12 protein-coding genes are annotated in these 17,193 nt (G+C 72.8%); 3 read left to right on the top strand and 9 right to left on the bottom strand.

The genetic code is table 11. The features are described from left to right. Positions 1 to 29: 29 nt before the first annotated feature. From ABD671_RS13085 to ABD671_RS13060, 6 genes are all read right to left on the bottom strand, one after another. Positions 30 to 3,296, bottom strand: coding sequence for a heterodisulfide reductase-related iron-sulfur binding cluster (locus tag ABD671_RS13085; RefSeq protein ID WP_344733834.1), 3,267 nt, complete (start codon positions 3,294 to 3,296; stop codon positions 30 to 32). Positions 3,297 to 3,500: 204 nt separating this feature from the next. Then, positions 3,501 to 6,044 carry an amidohydrolase family protein gene (locus tag ABD671_RS13080; RefSeq protein WP_344733833.1) on the bottom strand — a complete coding sequence of 848 codons (2,544 nt, stop codon included), beginning with the start codon at positions 6,042 to 6,044 and terminating at the stop codon, positions 3,501 to 3,503. Between the two features lie 95 nt (positions 6,045 to 6,139). Beyond that, positions 6,140 to 7,021 (bottom strand): NAD-dependent epimerase/dehydratase family protein, encoded by an 882-nt coding sequence (locus ABD671_RS13075; RefSeq protein ID WP_344733832.1) that lies wholly within the window; start codon positions 7,019 to 7,021, stop codon positions 6,140 to 6,142. 67 nt (positions 7,022 to 7,088) lie between these two features. Further along, positions 7,089 to 7,859 (bottom strand): IclR family transcriptional regulator, encoded by a 771-nt coding sequence (locus ABD671_RS13070; RefSeq protein WP_344733831.1) that lies wholly within the window; start codon positions 7,857 to 7,859, stop codon positions 7,089 to 7,091. A gap of 12 nt (positions 7,860 to 7,871) precedes the next feature. After that, positions 7,872 to 9,080: an MFS transporter gene (locus ABD671_RS13065; protein WP_344733830.1), complete on the bottom strand. Its 1,209-nt coding sequence runs from the start codon at positions 9,078 to 9,080 to the stop codon at positions 7,872 to 7,874. 203 nt (positions 9,081 to 9,283) lie between these two features. Further along, positions 9,284 to 10,588, bottom strand: a complete 1,305-nt coding sequence (locus ABD671_RS13060; protein ID WP_344733829.1) for a choice-of-anchor P family protein — start codon at positions 10,586 to 10,588, stop codon at positions 9,284 to 9,286. 372 nt (positions 10,589 to 10,960) lie between these two features. Here ABD671_RS13060 and hutH point away from each other — a divergent pair, with 372 nt between their 5' ends. Both hutH and hutU read left to right on the top strand, forming a co-directional pair. Further along, entirely contained in the window at positions 10,961 to 12,511 is a 1,551-nt protein-coding gene (hutH, locus tag ABD671_RS13055) for a histidine ammonia-lyase (RefSeq protein ID WP_344733828.1), read from the top strand. After that, the gene (gene hutU / locus ABD671_RS13050) at positions 12,508 to 14,175 is read left to right on the top strand and encodes a urocanate hydratase (RefSeq protein ID WP_344733827.1); all 1,668 of its coding nucleotides are present in this window, start codon (positions 12,508 to 12,510) and stop codon (positions 14,173 to 14,175) included. Before hutH ends, hutU begins: the two co-directional genes overlap by 4 nt. Before the next feature lie 118 nt (positions 14,176 to 14,293). Here hutU and dtd read toward each other — a convergent pair whose 3' ends face one another. After that, the gene (gene dtd / locus ABD671_RS13045; protein WP_344733826.1) at positions 14,294 to 14,725 is read right to left on the bottom strand and encodes a D-aminoacyl-tRNA deacylase; all 432 of its coding nucleotides are present in this window, start codon (positions 14,723 to 14,725) and stop codon (positions 14,294 to 14,296) included. 62 nt (positions 14,726 to 14,787) lie between these two features. Here dtd and ABD671_RS13040 point away from each other — a divergent pair, with 62 nt between their 5' ends. After that, on the top strand, positions 14,788 to 15,186 hold the full coding sequence (locus tag ABD671_RS13040) for an MmcQ/YjbR family DNA-binding protein (RefSeq protein WP_344733825.1): 399 nt from the start codon (positions 14,788 to 14,790) through the stop codon (positions 15,184 to 15,186). Positions 15,187 to 15,207: 21 nt separating this feature from the next. On the opposite strand, the gene ABD671_RS13035 is transcribed toward ABD671_RS13040, so the two are convergent. Then, the gene (locus tag ABD671_RS13035; RefSeq protein ID WP_344733824.1) at positions 15,208 to 16,071 is read right to left on the bottom strand and encodes an HpcH/HpaI aldolase/citrate lyase family protein; all 864 of its coding nucleotides are present in this window, start codon (positions 16,069 to 16,071) and stop codon (positions 15,208 to 15,210) included. A gap of 12 nt (positions 16,072 to 16,083) precedes the next feature. Next, complete coding sequence (locus tag ABD671_RS13030) at positions 16,084 to 17,151, bottom strand: HpcH/HpaI aldolase/citrate lyase family protein (protein ID WP_344733823.1); 1,068 nt, start codon at positions 17,149 to 17,151, stop codon at positions 16,084 to 16,086. Positions 17,152 to 17,193: the final 42 nt, after the last annotated feature.

Raw genomic sequence — 17,193 nt, 5'->3', positions numbered from 1 at the left:
GCCCCCGCGGGCGTGGCGAGCCGGGTGGCTCACAGGTCGAAGAGCGATCCGCCTTCGTTGATGTCGACGTCGGTGCGGGGCGTGTGCGCCTCGCCGCTGACGGTCGGCTTCGGCTTCTCCGCTGCCGGGGCCTCCGCTGCCGGGGCCTCCGCTGCCGGGGCCTCCGCAGCCGGGGCCTCCGGTGCGGTGGTCTCCTCGACCGCGACCTCCTCGACCGCGACCTCCTCGACCGCGACCTCCTCGACCGCGACCTCGGGCTCCGGCTCGGGGGTGGCCGCCGCGGGCTCCGGCTCGGCCGGTGCTGCCGCGGGAGCCGGTGCGGCAGGGGCGGCAGGCGCGGCCGGTGCGGCGATGTCGAACAGCGACCCGCTGGAGAGGTCGATGCTCGGCTCCTCCGGTGCGGGAGCCGCGGCCTCCGGCTGCGCCGGTGCGGCGGCCGGGGCCGGTGCGGGTGCCTCGGCCTTCGGTGCCTCGGCCTTCGGAGCCTCGGCCGGAGCCGCGATGTCGAAGAGCGAGCCGCCGCTGGACAGGTCGGCACTCGGCGCCGGGTCTGCCGGAGCCGCGGGGGCTGCCGGGGCTGCGGCCTGCGGGGCCGGGGCGGGCTCCTCGGCGGGCGTGCCGAGGTCGAAGAGCGAACCGCCGGCGCCGAGGTCGGTGCTCGCCGCGGGCTTCTCCTCGGCGGGGGCCGGGGTGTCGAAGAGGGAACCCGAGGCGGGCTTCTCCTCGGCGGGGGCCGGGGTGTCGAAGAGGGAACCCGAGGCGGGCTTCTCCTCGGCCGGGGCCGGGGTGTCGAACAGCGAACCCGAGGCGGGCTTCTCCTCCGCAGGCGCCGGGCTGTCGAACAGCGAGCCGCCCGCGGGGGCGTCGCCGAACAGCGAGCCACCCGAGCCACCCGCGGCGGGCTCGGCCGCCGGAGCGTCACCGAAGAGGGAGCCGCCCGAGCCGCCACCGGTGGCGGGCGCGGCGGGAGCCGCCTCCGCCTCCGGCTCGGCGGTCAGGGTCGCCGTGGCGGCCGCAGCCGGAGCGGCGGCCGGAGCAGCGGCGGGCTCGGCGGTGCGGCCGACCGGCGCGCCCTCGCCGGGCTTGAGCTTGGTGGCCTGCTCGCCCTTCACCGAGGCCAGCAGCATCTGCGCGACGTCGAGGACCTCGACCTCCTCGCGTGCCTCGCCGCGGCTCTGCTTCATCGTCAGGCCGTCGGAGATCATCACGCGGCAGAACGGGCAGCCGACGGCGATCTGGTCGGCGTTGGAGGCCACCAGCTCGTCGGTGCGGTTCATGTTGATCCGCTCGCCGAGGTTCTCCTCCATCCACATGCGGGCGCCACCGGCGCCGCAGCAGAAGGAGCGCTCGGCGCTGCGCTCGACCTCGACGAACTCCGCACCGGGCAGCACCTGGAGCAGCTCGCGGGGCGGGGTGTAGACGCCGTTGTGGCGGCCGATGTAGCACGGGTCGTGGTAGGTGATCGAGCGCTTGTGGGCGCCGGCGCCGTCCTGGACCGGGGTCAGCTTGCCCTCGCGCACGAGGCGGTTGAGCAGCTGGGTGTGGTGGACGACCTCGAGCTCGATGCCGAACTGCTTGTACTCGTTGCGCAGCGTGTTGAAGCAGTGGGCGCAGGTCGAGACGACCTTCTTGACCTTGAATTCAGAGAAGGTCTCGATGTTCTGCTGGGCGAGACCCTGGAAGACGAACTCGTTGCCGGCGCGGCGCGCGGAGTCGCCGGTGCAGGTCTCGCCGTTGCCCAGGACGCCGAAGGTCACCCCGGCCATGTCGAGCAGCTCGGCCACGGCGCGGGTGGTCTTCTTCGCACGGTCCTCGTAGGCGCCAGCGCAGCCGACCCAGAACAGCCAGTCGACCTCGTCGAGGGACTCGATGTCCTCGCCGACGACCTTGACCTCGAAGGGGAGGTCCTTGGCCCAGTCGAGGCGGTCGTTGGGCGACATGCCCCACGGGTTGCCCTTGCTCTCCATGCGCTTGAAGAGGCCGTTGAGCTCGGCGGGGAAGTTCGACTCCACGAGCACCTGGTAGCGGCGCATGTCGACGATGTGGTCGACGTGCTCGATGTCGACGGGGCACTGCTGCACGCAGGCGCCGCAGGTGGTGCAGCTCCACAGGACGTCGGGGTCGATGACCGCCGAGCCGTCCTCGGGCATGTAGAACCAGCTGTCGCCGGTCTCGCCGACGAGCGGACGCTCGCCCTCGCGCTTGATCTCCTCGGGCAGCGCGTCGCGCTGGTCCTCGGGGGTCTGCAGGTACGGCGCCTTGGCGTAGGCGGCCTCGCGCAGCCCCATCATCAGCAGCTTCGGCGACAGCGGCTTCTCGGTGTTCCAGGCGGGGCACTGCGACTGGCAGCGGCCGCACTCGGTGCAGGTGGTGAAGTCGAGGATGCCCTTCCAGGAGAAGTCCTCGATCGAGCCGACGCCGAGCACGGAGTCCTCGTCGAGGTCGTCGACGTCGTCCAGCGTGATCGCCTTGCCGTTCGAGGTGAGCGGCTTGGCGGCGCCGAGGGCGGTGCTGCCGTCGGACTCGCGCTTGAACCAGATGTTGGGCCACGCGGTGAACCGGTGCCACGCGATGCCCATGGTCAGGTTGCTGGAGATGACGATCAGCCAGATCATCGCGAGCAGGATCTTGAAGGTCGCGATGCCGTAGATGAGGTTCTCGAGGGTGCCGATGGAGTCGGTGCCGCTCGGGTACGCCCCGGCGATGATCGAGGACAGCGGGAAGTGGAAGGCCGAGTACTTGTCGGCGTCCTCGCCGTGGGCCTGGCCGAGGTTGTACTCCGCGGCGCGGATGAACAGGATCGCCGCGCCCTCGAGCAGCGCCATGGCCTCGACGAAGTAGGCCATCCACTGGCGCGAGCCGAAGAACCGGCTCTGGCGGCCCTGGTTCCGCGGGTGGTTCAGCTGGCGGTAGACGATGAGGAAGACGATGCCGATCGTGCTGAGCAGGCCGATGAACTCGCAGACCCACTCGAAGAGGAAGAAGTGGCCGATGATCGGCAGCGCGAACTCGGGGTCGAAGAGCTGGAAGTAGCCGGTGAACACGGCCGAGGAGAGGATGAGGAACGCCGCGTAGACGAACCAGTGCATGATGCCGACCCAGTGCCACTGGAGCATCCGCGTGTGGACGAAGGTCTCCTTGAACATCGTCACCGTGCGGGCCGCCGGGTCGTCGGTGCGCTGGAGGGCCGGCTGGCCCATCCGGATCACCGCGAGCATGCGGCGAACCGCGAGCGTCGTGAGCACGACCGCGACGGCTGTCACGGCCAAGGACACGATGATGGCGAAGGTCTGCATGCCGGGGTGCACTCCTCGTCGTCGGCAGCCCGTCCGCCCCGATCGGCGTGACGAGCAGGCTGAGCCTAGTGACCGACGGCCGCACCCGGGGGGCGCGTCCGTAGGACGAGGGGAATCCTACCCGCAGGTAACTTCACCCGGAGGGCGATGTGGACTTCGCCACGTCGCCCACCGGGATCGGGCCGGGATCGGGCCGGGATCGGGTCAGGAGCGCACGGCCAGCAGGTGCCCGCCGCGGTCGAAGGTCGCGGTCATCAGGACCTTCGGGTCGCTCGAGGTGCGTGCGCAGAACCCGAACGTGCGACCCAGACGGGTGTAGGGCTGGCCGACCGCCCGCATCACCGCGGTGGTGGACATCCCGGGCCGCAGCGCCCGGCGGACGGCGTCCACCTGCTGCCGGTTGCCGGGGTTGCGGCAGGAGTCCGGGGCGATGCCGTAGGCCCGCTCCCACATCTGCAGGTAGGCCTCCGCGCCACGGGTCATGTCCTCGGTGATGGCGGCGCCGTCGCCGTCCTGCGGGTCGACGCTGTCGGCGACGTGCGCGATATCCTCGATCCAGTCGGGGTAGAGGCCGTACTGCGCGACGCCGTCGACGTTGATGTCGAAGACGCGTTCGCCGCTGACCTGGCGGTCGATGCGCACCCCGCCGAGTCCGGTGAAGGGGTAGGTGACGGGGTTCTTCGCGTCGGCGCCGCGCGGGTTGCCCTGGGCGCCGAGGCCGTTGATGTCGGCGCCGTAGCCCATGCCGAAGTAGTACCGCGGGTCGGCCCAGCCGACGTGGCGGCGCCACTTGTCGACGAAGCCGGTGGAGTCGCCGGCGTAGGGGGTGATGAAGCCGCCCATCTCATAGATGCGCGGGTAGGCGTCCGGCGTCGACCAGGAGTGGCTGGAGACGATGCCGTGGTAGCCGGTCGTCTCGATGTGGTCGAGTGCCTCGTTGCGCGCCTTGACGCTCATGTGGTCGGGGTCGAAGACCATCTTCCGCTTGATGAGCTGGTCGATGGTGTGCTCGCCCAGCGTCGTCAGGCCGCGGGCGTTGCAGTGCGGTGCGGGCGGATAGAACGGCAGCGCGGGCAGGGAGGCGAGCCCGGCGACCTGCGCGACCGCGCCGAAGAGGGCGTCCTGCTGGCCGGCGGTGATGTCGGGGGCGGCGTACTGGTCGTGGTCGGAGCTCTCGCCGTCGGCCGGCTCGCAGTGCCGCATGTCCCAGAAGGTGCCGGTCTCGAGGAAGTTCGCGCCGTTGACCAGGACGCCGGTGCTGCCGTTGTCGCCGGCGATCCCCGACAGGGCGTTGTCGAACTTGTTGACCAGCTCCATCTGGCGCACGCCCATGCGGTGCACCTCGGCGACCTGCCGGTCGATGTCGTCGGCCGAGCAGGCCGGGACGTCGCCGCGCAACGGCGTCCGCTTGAAGGTGCAGCCGAACGGCACCGAGGTCTCGATGCCCATGATCACCGCCATCTTGCCGGCGTTGATGACCCTGCGGGCCTCGAAGGGGTTCTTCACGATGCGGTACCAGCCCTTGCCCGGCCCGCCCCACTGGGCGTCGATGTAGTCCTGGAAGGCGTACATGTCCCGGGCCTGGAGCCGCACGGAGTCCATGTCGTCGCAGGAGTTGTGGTCGAGCGGGGCGTAGAGGGAGCTGTAGATCTGGCACAGCTGGTTGTTCTCGACCAGCAGGTTGGTGAACAGCCGTAGGCCGCCGCGCCAGGCCCGCTCCATCCACTTGTAGTAGGTGCCCTCGTGGGTGAGGGAGTGGGGCGCCGGCCAGTCCTTGAAGGTGGGCCAGCCGACCGGGTCGTGGGAGGGCTTGCCCGAGAGGATCGCCTCGAGGACGGCGCCGTAGCCGCCGGTGGCGGTGTGGTCGGGGCAGTCGACGAGCGCGTACGGCGCGCCGAACCGGTCCCACGGCTTGCCGCAGTGGGCGTGACCGCCGAGGAACTCGAAGGCCATGCCGTGGGTGTGCGCGTCGACGTAGCCCCGCACCTCCTGGAACGGGGTCACGCCGCCGGTCGGATCGCCCTGCACGTTCACCTGCGACTCGGGGTAGGCGGTGCAGCCGGTGGCGCGTGTGGGCAGCAGCGCCGTCCGGCCCGCGATGCTCAGCGGGGCGGACGACGCGCCGCCCGCCGCCGGGGTGAAGGAGTAGCGGCCGCCGCCCGCTGGCCGGACGGTCCAGACGGTGTCGTCGGCCGGGGCGTCGACGATCTCCCCTCCGCTGCCGACGAAGCGGCGGTCGGAGGTGTAGAGCAGGTACCGGCCCAGGTCGGTGGCCTGGAAGAACAGCGGCCCGGAGGACGGCGTGAGGCGGTAGCAGCCGCCGGCGAGGGCGTAGCGGTTCTGGGGGTGCAGCCGCCGCGGTGCGCGCAACGGGACGCCGCGCAGCTCCGGGTCGGCCATGGCCCGTTCGCGCTCGACGTACCCGCGGGCGATGGCGCGCTGCAGGGGCGTCGTCGGGTCGTCGGCCTCGACGGCGTCGACCGTCGCCGGGTCGATCGACCGGGAGATCGCGTTGCGGGTGCGCTCGTCCTCGTAGGCGGTCGGCGGAGCCCCCGCGACCGCGTGGTGCGGGAGGCCTTGGGTCTGCTTCACCAGGTCGCTGTAGGTCTGCATGCCGCCGGCGAGGACGGGCGTGCCGCCACGGCCGGTGGTGTCGCCGGGCAGCACGAGGGCGGCCGTGACCACGGCCACGGCCACGACGGTCGAGCAGGTGAGGCGGGCCAGGGGCCCGAGGGGGGTGCGGTGCACGGGGTACCTCCGGGGGATCCCCCAGAACCTGACACAGTTTCAGGTTCTTTGTCGAGGGATCCGCCGGATTCGCCCCCGGCAGGTCCGGACCATCCTCAGCGGTCGGCGGGGTACCCCGCCGCGAGGAGCTCGACGAGCGTGGGGTGGGACGGCGTCCACCCGAGCTCGGCGCCTCGGTTGCCGACGGCCTGCTGGTCGAGCAGCAGAGCCTCGGCGAACGGTGCGCCGAAGCGCTCGACCGCCTCGAGGCCCGAGCCGGCGACGACGGGACCCAGGGCCTCGCCCAGCTCGCGCACCGTCGGGCTCGCCCCGGCCACGCCCAGGTAGGCCTGGCCGCCCGGAGCCTGCTCGAGCACGCGGACGTAGAGGTCGGCGAGGTCCTCGACGTGAACGGTGGTCCAGTGCTGCTCGCCGGAGCCGACCAGCACGCGGCGTCCCTCGGCGTCGCGGGGAGCGCCGACGAGCGCCATCGCGGCGATGCCGCCGCCGTGGCCGTAGACGATGCCGGGGCGCACGACCGAGGCCCGGAGCCCGGAGGTCAGCACCTTCTCCTCGCCCGCGACCCGCCAGGCGGTGATGGCCGGAGGATCGGCGGGGGAGTCCTCGGTGATCGCGCTGTTCGCGCCGTAGGTCCAGATGCCGCCGGTGTGCACGAAGGGCTTCTCGGTGCCGGCGAAGGCCTCGAGTGCCGCGGCGATGACGGCGTCGTTGAGGCGGGCATCGTCGGCGTCGCTGCCGGCGGCGGTGTGCACCAGAGCGTCGGCTCCGCGCAGCTGCTCGGCCAGCCAGGCGCTGTCGAAGAGGTCGCCGACCAGCGGCGTCGCGCCGGCCTCGTCGACGACCTGGGCGCTGGCCTGGCTGCGCACGATGGCGGTCACCCGGTGCCCGGAGGTGAGCAGATGGGCGAGCACGGCCCGCCCGATGTAGCCGGTGCCGCCGGTGAGGACGACGTGGGAAGCGGTGGGTTCATCGGTCATGCGGGGAGAACAGCCGGTACCGGCCGATGCTTCCGGAACGGGCCTGGGCCCACCTCTCCGGGTCGGATCAGCGCGCGGTCCCGCCCAGGCGCCGGGTGAGCAGGGTCGCCGTCCGGGTGACCTCGCGGGCCAGTCGGGTCGCGGCGGGGGCGGCGTCCGTCTGCTCGCCGACCGCGTAGGTGAGGGCGATGCCGGCGACGGGGAACCCGTTGTGATCGCGCACCGCGGCGGCCACGCTGGCGAACCCGGCGGTGATCTCGCCGTCCTCGACGGCCCAGCCGCGGGCGCGGGTCTCGACCAGCAGGGCACGCAGCGCGCTCGGGGTGCGCGGCCCGGCGCCGGTGCGATCGGTGAACGACTCGGCCGAGGGATAGAGCGCCCGCACCTGGGCGGCCGGGAGCCCGCTCAGCAGCGCGCGGCCGCTGGCGGTCAGGTGCGCGGGCAGCCGCACGCCGACGTCGGTGATGAGGGGCGGTCGGCCCGGCGCGCGCTCCTCGAGCACGTAGAGGACGTCGCGGCCGTGGAGCACCGCGAGGTGGGCCGACTCCCCGGCCCGGTCGACCAGGTCGGCCAGCGGTCGCCGGGCGATGCGCTGGAGCGGCTCCTGGCGCACATAGCCGCTGCCGACCTCGAACGCGGCGACCCCGAGTCCGAAGCGGTGCTCGTCGACGAGGTGGGTCACGAAGCCTTCGGCCACCATCACCCCGAGCAGGTGGTAGGCGGTCGAGCGCGGGAGATCACAGGCGCGCGCGATCCGGTCCAGAGGCACCGGGTCGGGCTGGCTGGCCAGGAAGCGCAGGACCCGCAGGGTGCGGGTGGCGGCAGGTACCTGGCTCACCGGGCCAGCCTCTCAGGTCAGCGGCGCCTCGTCGCGCACCGGCACCAGCCCGATCGCCAGCAGCGGGAACAGGGCCGCGGCACCGAAGGTGAGCGCGTAGCCGCCGTGCGTCACCGACCATCCCGCGATCGGCGGCACCAGGGAGGCGGCGAGGTACTGCGCGGTGTTCTGCACGCCCATGGCGCGCCCCGACCACGCCGGCCCGGCTCGTTCGGCCACGGCGGTGAACGCCAGTCCGTTGTCGGCCACCGTCAGCACGGTCGCGAGCACGACCAGCGCGACCGCGATGCCGAGGTCGGCGCCGGTGGCCAGGCCGAGGGCCGCCATGGTGGCGCCCGCCGCGATGGCGACCCACCGCAACGGGCGCAGGCGGCTCGCGACGACGTCGCTCAGGGCGCCCGCGCCGATGCGACCCAGGGCGCCGGCCACCTGGGCGATCGCGACGAGCAGGCCCGCTGCCCCGGGCGACCAGTCGCGGTCCTGCACCAGCCACACCAGAGCGAAGGTCCACACCAGGAACTGGGGGACGACGAGCAGCACCGAGACCGCATGGATGCGGGCGAGGTAGGCGTCGTCCCGATAGGGGTTGCGGGCCTCGTGGGCCGTGACGACCCCACGCGGGGGATCGAGGATGACCACCGCGACCAGGAGGCCGGCGAGCACCGCTGCGCCCAGCGGGATGAGCAGCGCGGCGCGCAGCCCGGCCTCGGCGGCCGTGACCGCGATGGAGATCGCCGCGATGCCGACGCCGACCGGCTGGGCCATCTGCCGGATGCCCATCGCGACGCCGCGGCGGTGCGGCGGGAACCAGCCGACCACCACCCGGCCGCTCGCGGCACCGGTGCTGGCGGCCGCGGCGCCGGCGAGCAGCAGCACCGCCCCCAGGACGGCGACGCCCGCACCCGTGCCGAGCAGGGCGGCGAGCAGCCCTGCGACCGCGGTCGAGCCCAGGCCGAGCAGCAGGGTCAACCGTTCGCCGCGGCGGTCGACGAAAGCGCCCCAGGCCACCTGGGTGAGCATCACGCCGATGGTCGGGGCGGCGGCCACCAGGCCGGCTGCGGCCAGGGAGAGGCCCTCGCGGTCGTGGAGGGCGGGGATGAGGAAGGCAGGGCCGTGGATCGTCACCGCGGCCGCCGCCTGGGCCAGCGTGGAGGCGCCGAGGATCGCCCACCGGCGGGCCTCGCCGATGGTGGTCGCGGGGGAGTCCACGGTCGCCGTCACCGTTCCAGTAGACGCCTCCGGACGACGAGGCCCCGGCGCTGTCTTGCCCGCTGGTCTGCGAGACGTGCCACAGCGCGCCGCGCTGTCGTCGCACTGTCGTCGTCGCGCCGTCGTCGCGCCGGCCACGCTCCGGGGCCCGCGAAATGCCGCAGGGGCGCGGATCGGGATCGATCCGCGCCCCCGTGGAGTACGTGCTCGGGCGCTCAGCCCTTGCGGATGGCGAGCTTGGCCTCGCCGATGTTGATCACCGCGGCGGTGCCGTCGAGCAGGGTGATCTGGATGGCGATCACGTGCAGACCGCCCGGGATCTTCTCCTGCACGTTGAAGGCGATCTTCGCCAGGCCCGGGATCTCGATCGCCTGACCGGGGTCGGGGATGGCCTGCTCCTGGCCGTTGGCGATGATCGAGCCGACGGTGGTGCCGTTGGCGTTCGCGACCGCCTTCTTGCCCTTCACGCGGCTGACGTTGACGCGGCCGGTGATGGCGTTGATGACCAGCGCGCCGTTGCCGAGGTCGACCTTGGCGACCTGCGCCTGCTCGAAGCCGATGGCACGGGTCTTGGACTGCTTGCCCATCTGGGTGCTGGTGGCCGCGCCGATGACGAGCTGGTTGGCCAGGTTGACGCCCGCGAGCTCCTTGCTCTTGACCTCGCCGCCGGTGCCGGCGCACGGCATGATGATCTTCAGGGTCGGGCCGCTGGTGATGAGGTCGCCGAGCACCGCGATGCGGGTGGTGCTGGCGTTGCCGTGCAGCGGGCCGAAGGTGACGCCGTCCTCGATGCTGGCGAAGCTCGCCGCGATCTTCAGCTTCGCGCCGGCCCCGGGGATCTCGATCTGCACGCCCTTCTCGCGCGCCTGGGCGCCGTTGGGGCCCTCCTTGATCTCCGAGCGGCCGACCTCGATCGAGACCAGGCCGGGGATGACGATCGGGGTGTCGGGGGCGGGGATCGGGATCGGGGTCGCGATGCCGCCGACGGTCAGCACGATGTTGCCGATCGTGGTGTCGCTGGTGGCGTGGAAGCCGGTCTTGTCGTGGTAGGCCCGCGCGATCGTGTTGATCGCGGTGATCGACAGGCCGGTGCCGGCGCCGAGGTCGAGGTTGATGCCGGCGACCTTGTGCTCGGAGACCGAGGCGATCTGACCGTTCACCTTCTCGGTGCGCAGCGAGGTGTCGACCGCGCCCACCGTGCCCAGACCCTGGAGGTTCACGCCCGCCTGGGTGTTGCCGGCCTCGCGGCCGATGGAGGTGGTGCAGCCGGTGGAGTCGTAGGCCGTGGTGCCCGAGCCGGCCGGGATCTGGCCGCCCCGCACACGAGTGCCGTAGCCGCTGGCCCGCATGCCGTAGGGGGACTTGACGAGCTTGGTGCTCGGGGTGGGTGCGGCGGCCGTGGCCGCGGCGGGGGACGCCGCTTCGGCGGGCCGGGCCGCGTCAGCGGGGCTGATCGCGGCGGCGAGGCCGGACGTGGCCAGGGCCAGGGCGGCGATCGCGGGAACGAGACGGCGGGACATGGTGGCTACTCCTCAAGCGCGGTACGTGTGACGCACTGGGGGGCGTAAGACCCGGAGGGAGCGGTTCTCAGTGGCGGACACGTGACGGAACGGGGTTGATCGGTTGAACGGCCCCAGTGTGACCGAATCCGCTGCATTTCGCTCGCCGGTGTCTCAGTTCGGTCGCGGCGAGCCTCGATCGGGCCGGTGCCGACGTCGCCTGGGGACATGGCCCGGGCGGGCCATCCGGCCCTGATCCGGTCGGGTGGGTGCGGCCTCGGACGCCGTCCCGAGCGGTCGTGGATCGACATCCCCGCAGGGATTCTCGGATCCGAGACCGCTCCGGCGGGTGGCATCTGCCGCCCGGGGCGGGGGCGGCGTTGGATGGGACACATGTCCAGACCTCCCGTCATCGTCGGCGTCGGCCCGGTCACCCCGGAGGAGGTGATCGCGGTCGCCCGCGACGGCTCCCCCGTCCGGTTGGGCGAGGACGCCGTCGCTGCGATCGCCCGGGCCCGCGGCGTCGTCGAGGCGCTCGCCGAGGCGCCCACGCCGGCGTACGGCATCTCCACCGGCTTCGGGGCGCTGGCCACCCGCCACATCCCCGCCGACCTGCGCGCCCAGCTGCAGCGCTCCCTCGTGCGCTCGCACGCGGCCGGCTCCGGCCCCGAGGTCGAGACCGAGGTCGTGCGGGCGCTGATGCTGCTGCGCCTCTCGACGCTGGCCACCGGCCACACCGGCGTGCGGCCGGCCACCGCCCAGCTGCTCGCCGACCTGCTGACCCACCGCATCACCCCCGTCGTCCACGAGTACGGCTCGCTCGGCTGCTCCGGCGACCTCGCCCCGCTCTCGCACTGCGCCCTCGCACTCATCGGGGAGGGGCAGGTGCGCGACGCGGACGGCGTCCTGCGCCCTGCCGCCGAGGCGCTCGCCGCCGCCGGCCTCGCGCCGGTCGAGCTCGGGCCCAAGGAGGGTCTCGCGCTCATCAACGGCACCGACGGCATGCTCGGCATGCTGGTGATGGCGATCGCCGACCTGCGGATGCTGCTGCGCACCGCCGACGTCGCCGCCGCGATGTCGGTGGAGGGCCAGCTTGGCACCGACCGGGTCTTCGCGCCCGAGCTCCAGGCGCTGCGCCCCCACCCCGGCCAGGCGGCGTCCGCGGCGAACCTGGTGGCCCTGCTCGCCGGGTCCGGCATCGTCGCCTCGCACCGCGGCCCCGACTGCAACCGCGTGCAGGACGCCTACTCGCTGCGCTGCTCGCCCCAGGTGCACGGCGCGGCCCGCGACACCCTCGGGTACGCGGCCGTCGTCGCCGGGCGCGAGCTGTCCGCCGCCGTCGACAACCCGGTCGTGCTGCCCGAGGAGGGCCGCGTGGAGTCGAACGGCAACTTCCACGGGGCGCCCGTCGCGCACATGCTCGACTTCCTGGCGATCATCGCCGCCGACGTCGCCGGCATCAGCGAGCGGCGCACCGACCGCTTCCTCGACACCAGCCGCAACCACGGGCTGCCCGCCTTCCTCGCCCACGACCCGGGCGTCGACAGCGGCCTGATGATCGCCCAGTACACCCAGGCCGCGGTGGTCTCCGAGCTCAAGCGGCTCGCCAGCCCCGCCTCGGTCGACTCGATCCCCTCCTCGGCCATGCAGGAGGACCACGTCTCGATGGGCTGGTCGGCCGCGCGCAAGCTGCGCCGGGCCGTCGACGGCCTCACTCGCGTCGTCGCCATCGAGATCCTCACCGCCGCGCGCGCCCTCGACCTGCGCGCGCCGCTCGCGCCCTCGCCGGCCACCGCGGCCGTCGTCCGGGCGCTCCGGGACGCCGGCGTCGCCGGCCCCGGCCCCGACCGCCACCTGGCTCCCGAGCTCGAGGCCGCTGTCGCCCTCGTCGCCTCGGGCGCCGTCCTCGACGCCGTCCACGCCGTGATCGGAGAACTCCAGTGACCGACTCCCGTACCGCCAACCCCCGCCTGCCCATCCGCGCCGCCCGCGGCACCGAGCTCACCGCCCGGTCGTGGCAGACCGAGGCGCCGCTGCGCATGCTGATGAACAACCTCGACCCCGAGAACGCCGAGAACCCCGCCGACCTCGTCGTCTACGGCGGCACCGGCCGCGCCGCGCGGTCGTGGGAGGCCTACGACGCCCTGGTGGCGACGCTGCGCGACCTGCGCGACGACGAGACGATGCTCGTGCAGTCGGGCAAGCCGGTGGCGGTCTTCCGCACTCACGAGTGGGCGCCGCGCGTGCTCATCGCCAACTCCAACCTGGTCGGCGACTGGGCGAACTGGGAGGAGTTCCGGCGGCTGGAGGAGCTCGGCCTGACGATGTACGGCCAGATGACGGCCGGCTCGTGGATCTACATCGGCACCCAGGGCATCCTCCAGGGCACCTACGAGACCTTCGCGGCCGTCGCCGACAAGCGCTTCGGCGGCACCCTGGCCGGCACCATCACCCTGACCGCCGGCCTCGGCGGCATGGGCGGCGCCCAGCCGCTCGCGGTCACCATGAACGACGGTGTCGCGATCTGCATCGACGTCGACTCCGCGCGCATCGACCGGCGCATCGAGCACCGCTACCTCGATGTGCGCGCCGACTCCCTCGAGCACGCCCTCGAGCTCGCCGTCGCCGCGCGCGACGAGCGCCGGCCGCTCTCGATCGGCGTCCTGGGCAACGCCGCCGAGCTGTTCCCGCGGCTGCTGGAGATCGATGCACCCATCGACATCGTCACCGACCAGACCTCCGCGCACGACCCGCTCTCCTACCTGCCGGTCGGCGTCCCGTTCGAGGAGTGGGAGCAGCGGCGCGCCGCCGACCCCGACGGCTTCACCAAGGAGGCCCAGGCCTCGATGGCCGCCCACGTGCGGGCGATGGTGGAGTTCCAGGACCGCGGCGCCGAGGTCTTCGACTACGGCAACTCGATCCGCGACGAAGCCCGCAAGGGCGGCTACGACCGGGCGTTCGCCTTCCCCGGCTTCGTGCCCGCCTACATCCGGCCGCTCTTCTGCGAGGGCAAGGGCCCGTTCCGCTGGGCCGCGCTCTCGGGCGACCCCGCCGACATCGCCGCCACCGACCGGGCGATCCTCGAGCTCTTCCCCGACAACGAGCGGCTGCGCCGCTGGATCACCATGGCCGGCGAGCGGGTCGCCTTCCAGGGCCTGCCCGCCCGCATCTGCTGGCTCGGGTACGGCGAGCGGCACCTCGCCGGCCTGCGGTTCAACGAGATGGTGCGCACCGGCGAGCTCTCCGCCCCCGTCGTCATCGGCCGCGACCACCTCGACTGCGGCTCGGTGGCCTCGCCCTACCGCGAGACCGAGGCGATGGCCGACGGATCGGACGCCATCGCCGACTGGCCGCTGCTCAACGCGCTGGTCAACACCGCCTCGGGTGCCACCTGGGTCTCCCTGCACCACGGTGGCGGCGTCGGCATCGGCCGCTCGATGCACGCCGGCCAGGTGATCGTCGCCGACGGCACCGACCTGGCCGCCGCGAAGATCGAGGCCGTGCTCACCAACGACCCCGGCATGGGCGTGGTGCGCCACGTCGACGCCGGCTACCCCCGCGCCGTCGAGGTCGCGCGGGAGCGGGGGGTGCGGGTTCCGGGGCTGTGAGGGACGGCGTCAGGAGTCACCGGGCGCCCGGTGACTCCTGCCATCGGTCAGGCAAGACTTGCATCGCAGACCGACAGTCTTGCCTGACCGATCCTGTGGACGACGCCCTCCGGCCGCCTCAGCGCGGCGAGTCCAGGATGAGCGTGATCGGGCCGTCGTTGACCGCGGCCACGGCCATGTCGGCCCCGAAGATCCCGCGGGCCACGACGGCACCGAGCCGCTCGAGCTCGGTGCAGAAGGCCTCGTAGAGCGGCTCGCTGACGGGTCCGGGGGCCGCGGCGCTCCAGCCGGGACGACGTCCCTTCCGGGCGTCGCCGTAGAGGGTGAACTGGCTGACGACGAGCACCGGCGCCCCGGCCTCGGCCGCACTGCGCTCCTCGCGCAGGATCCGCAGCTCCCACACCTTGCGCGCCATCCACGCGACGTCGGCCGCGCCGTCGTCGTGGGTGATGCCGAGGTAGACCAGCAGTCCCGGCCCCTCGGTGGCGCCGACGACCGCGCCGTCGACGGTGACGCTGGCGGAGGTGGTGCGTTGGACGACGGCGCGCATGCGCCCATGCTCCCGTGCCGCTCCTCTGGACGCCGAGCGGGGCCGCCGTTCAGGCTGGTCCCGTGGCCCACCCGCAGATGTTCGACGACGACGACCCGGTGTTCCAGCGGGTGCGCGACCTCGCGCTGACGTTCCCGGGCGCGGCCATGAAGGTGACCCACGGCCGCCCCGCGTTCTTCACCACCAAGGTCTTCGCCTACTACGGCGGCTCCCAGCGCATCGAGGGCACCTGGGTGCAGCACGAGCAGGCGATCATGGTGCAGCCCGATCCCGCCGAGCGCGAGGGGCTGCTGGCCGATCCGCGGGTCTGGGTGCCGGCCTACCTCGGGCCCTCGGGCTGGCTCGGCCTGACGCTCGACACCGAGCCGGACGCCGTCGACTGGGCCGAGGTCGCCGAACTCCTCGACGCCTCGTTCCGCCTCACCGCCCCGGCGCGTCTGGTGCGCGAGCTCACGACCTGACGGGGTCACCCGCGCATCAGATCACTGAAGTGCCGTGATCGCCTCGTGGATCCGCAGGGTGCGGGTGGCGGACTCGACGTGCAGGTTCTCCACCATGCGGCCGTTGTAGGTGACGACGCCGCTGCCGGCGCCGGCCTCCCAGGCCTCGAGGATGCCGCGCGCGTCGGCGACGGCCTGCTCGGACGGCGCGAAGGCGGCGTTGGCGCCCTCGATCTGGCCGGGATGGATGAGGGTCTTGCCGTCGAAGCCCATCTGGCGGCCCTGCTCGCACTCGGCGAGGAAGCCGTCGATGTTCTTCACGTCGTTGTAGACGCCGTCGAGGATCGCGATGCCGGCGGCGCGGGCGGCCAGCAGGGCGGTGTGCAGGCTCGGCAGGATCGGCGCCCGGCCCGGCACGTGCTCGGCGTAGAGCTCCTTGACGAGGTCGTTGGTGCCCATCACGAGCACCGAGAGCCGCTGCGAGGCCCGCGCGATCGCGAGCGCGTCGAGGATCGCCACCGGCGTCTCGATCATCGCCCACAGCGTGGTGTGGTCGGGGGCGCCGGCCTTCTCGAGGGCGTCGACGAGCTGGCCGACCTCGGCCGCGCTGTTGACCTTCGGGACGACGACGGCGTTCGGGCCGGCCTGGGCGGCGGCGCGGATGTCGTCGTCGTGCCACTGGGTGCCGATGCCGTTGACGCGGATCGTCAGCGTGCGGCGTCCGTACTCGCCGGAGGCGACGGCGGCCGCGGCCGACTCACGTGCCGACGGCTTGGCGTCGGGGGCGACGGCGTCCTCGAGGTCGAAGATGACGCCGTCGATGGGCAGGGTCTTGGCCTTCTCCAGCGCCTTCTCGTTCGAGCTGGGCATGTAGAGGACGCTGCGCAGGGGGGTGAACTCGCTCATGGCCGTCTCTCCTCAGATCTCGATCGCGTCGTAGGCGGCCTTGAGCTCGGGGTCGATCGCCGCGAGCTGCTCGGCGAGCTCCACCATCACCAGGCACTGCTTGAGGGAGGCGTCGTCCTCCATCTTCCCGTCGAGCATCACCGCGCCGGTGCCGTCGCCCATGGCGGCGACCACGCGGCGGGCGTGCTTGATGTCCTCGACGCTGGGGCTGAAGACCCGGTTGGCGATGGCGATCTGCTTGGGGTGCAGGCTCCAGGTGCCCACGCAGCCGAGCAGGAAGGCGTTGCGGAACTGGTCCTCGCATGCCACGACGTCGGCGATGTCGCCGAACGGGCCGTAGTAGGGGTAGATGCCGTGCATCGCGCACGCGTCGACCATGCGGGCGATCGTGTAGTGCCAGAGGTCCTGCTGGAAGATCGCGCGCGGCGCGTTGATGTCGTCCTCGCTGCTGGACGCCGGGTCCTGGCGCACGAGGTAGCCGGGGTGGCCGCCGCCGACGCGGGTGGTCTTCATGCGGCGGTCGGCGGCGAGGTCGGCCGGGCCGAGGGAGAGGCCCTGCATGCGCGGCGAGGCGGCGCAGATCTCCTCGATGTTGGCCACACCGCGGGCGGTCTCGAGGATCGCGTGCACGAGGATCGGCTTGCTGATGCCGGCCTTCGCCTCGAGCTGGGCGAGCAGGCGGTCGACGTAGTGGATGTCCTCGGCGCCCTGCACCTTCGGCACCATGATGACGTCGAGCTTCTCGCCGATGGCCGGCACGAGCGTGGTGAGGTCGTCGAGCACCCAGGGGCTGTCGAGGGAGTTGATGCGGGTCCACAGTTGGGTGGGCCCGAAGTCGGTGGACTGCGCGATGCGCACGAGGCCCTCGCGGGCGGCGACCTTGTTGTCGGCCTTGACGGCGTCCTCGAGGTTGCCCAGCAGGACGTCGACGGTGCCGACCATCGCGGGGATCTTCGCGGCCATCTTCTCGTTGCTGGGGTCGAAGAAGTGGATCGCGCGGCTGGGGCGGGCCGGGATCTCCCGCAGCGGGGCGGGGGCACCGACGGCCAGGGGACGGAAGAAGTCCTTGCTCGTACGCATGGGGCGGAAGCTAGCAGCCGGCGGTTACTCGCCGGTATGACG

It is taken from the genome of Nocardioides fonticola (assembly GCF_039536805.1).
Lineage (GTDB): Bacteria > Actinomycetota > Actinomycetes > Propionibacteriales > Nocardioidaceae > Nocardioides > Nocardioides fonticola.
Note: the sequence above shows the minus strand (reverse complement) of the source record. Positions and strands in the feature narration are given on the sequence as shown.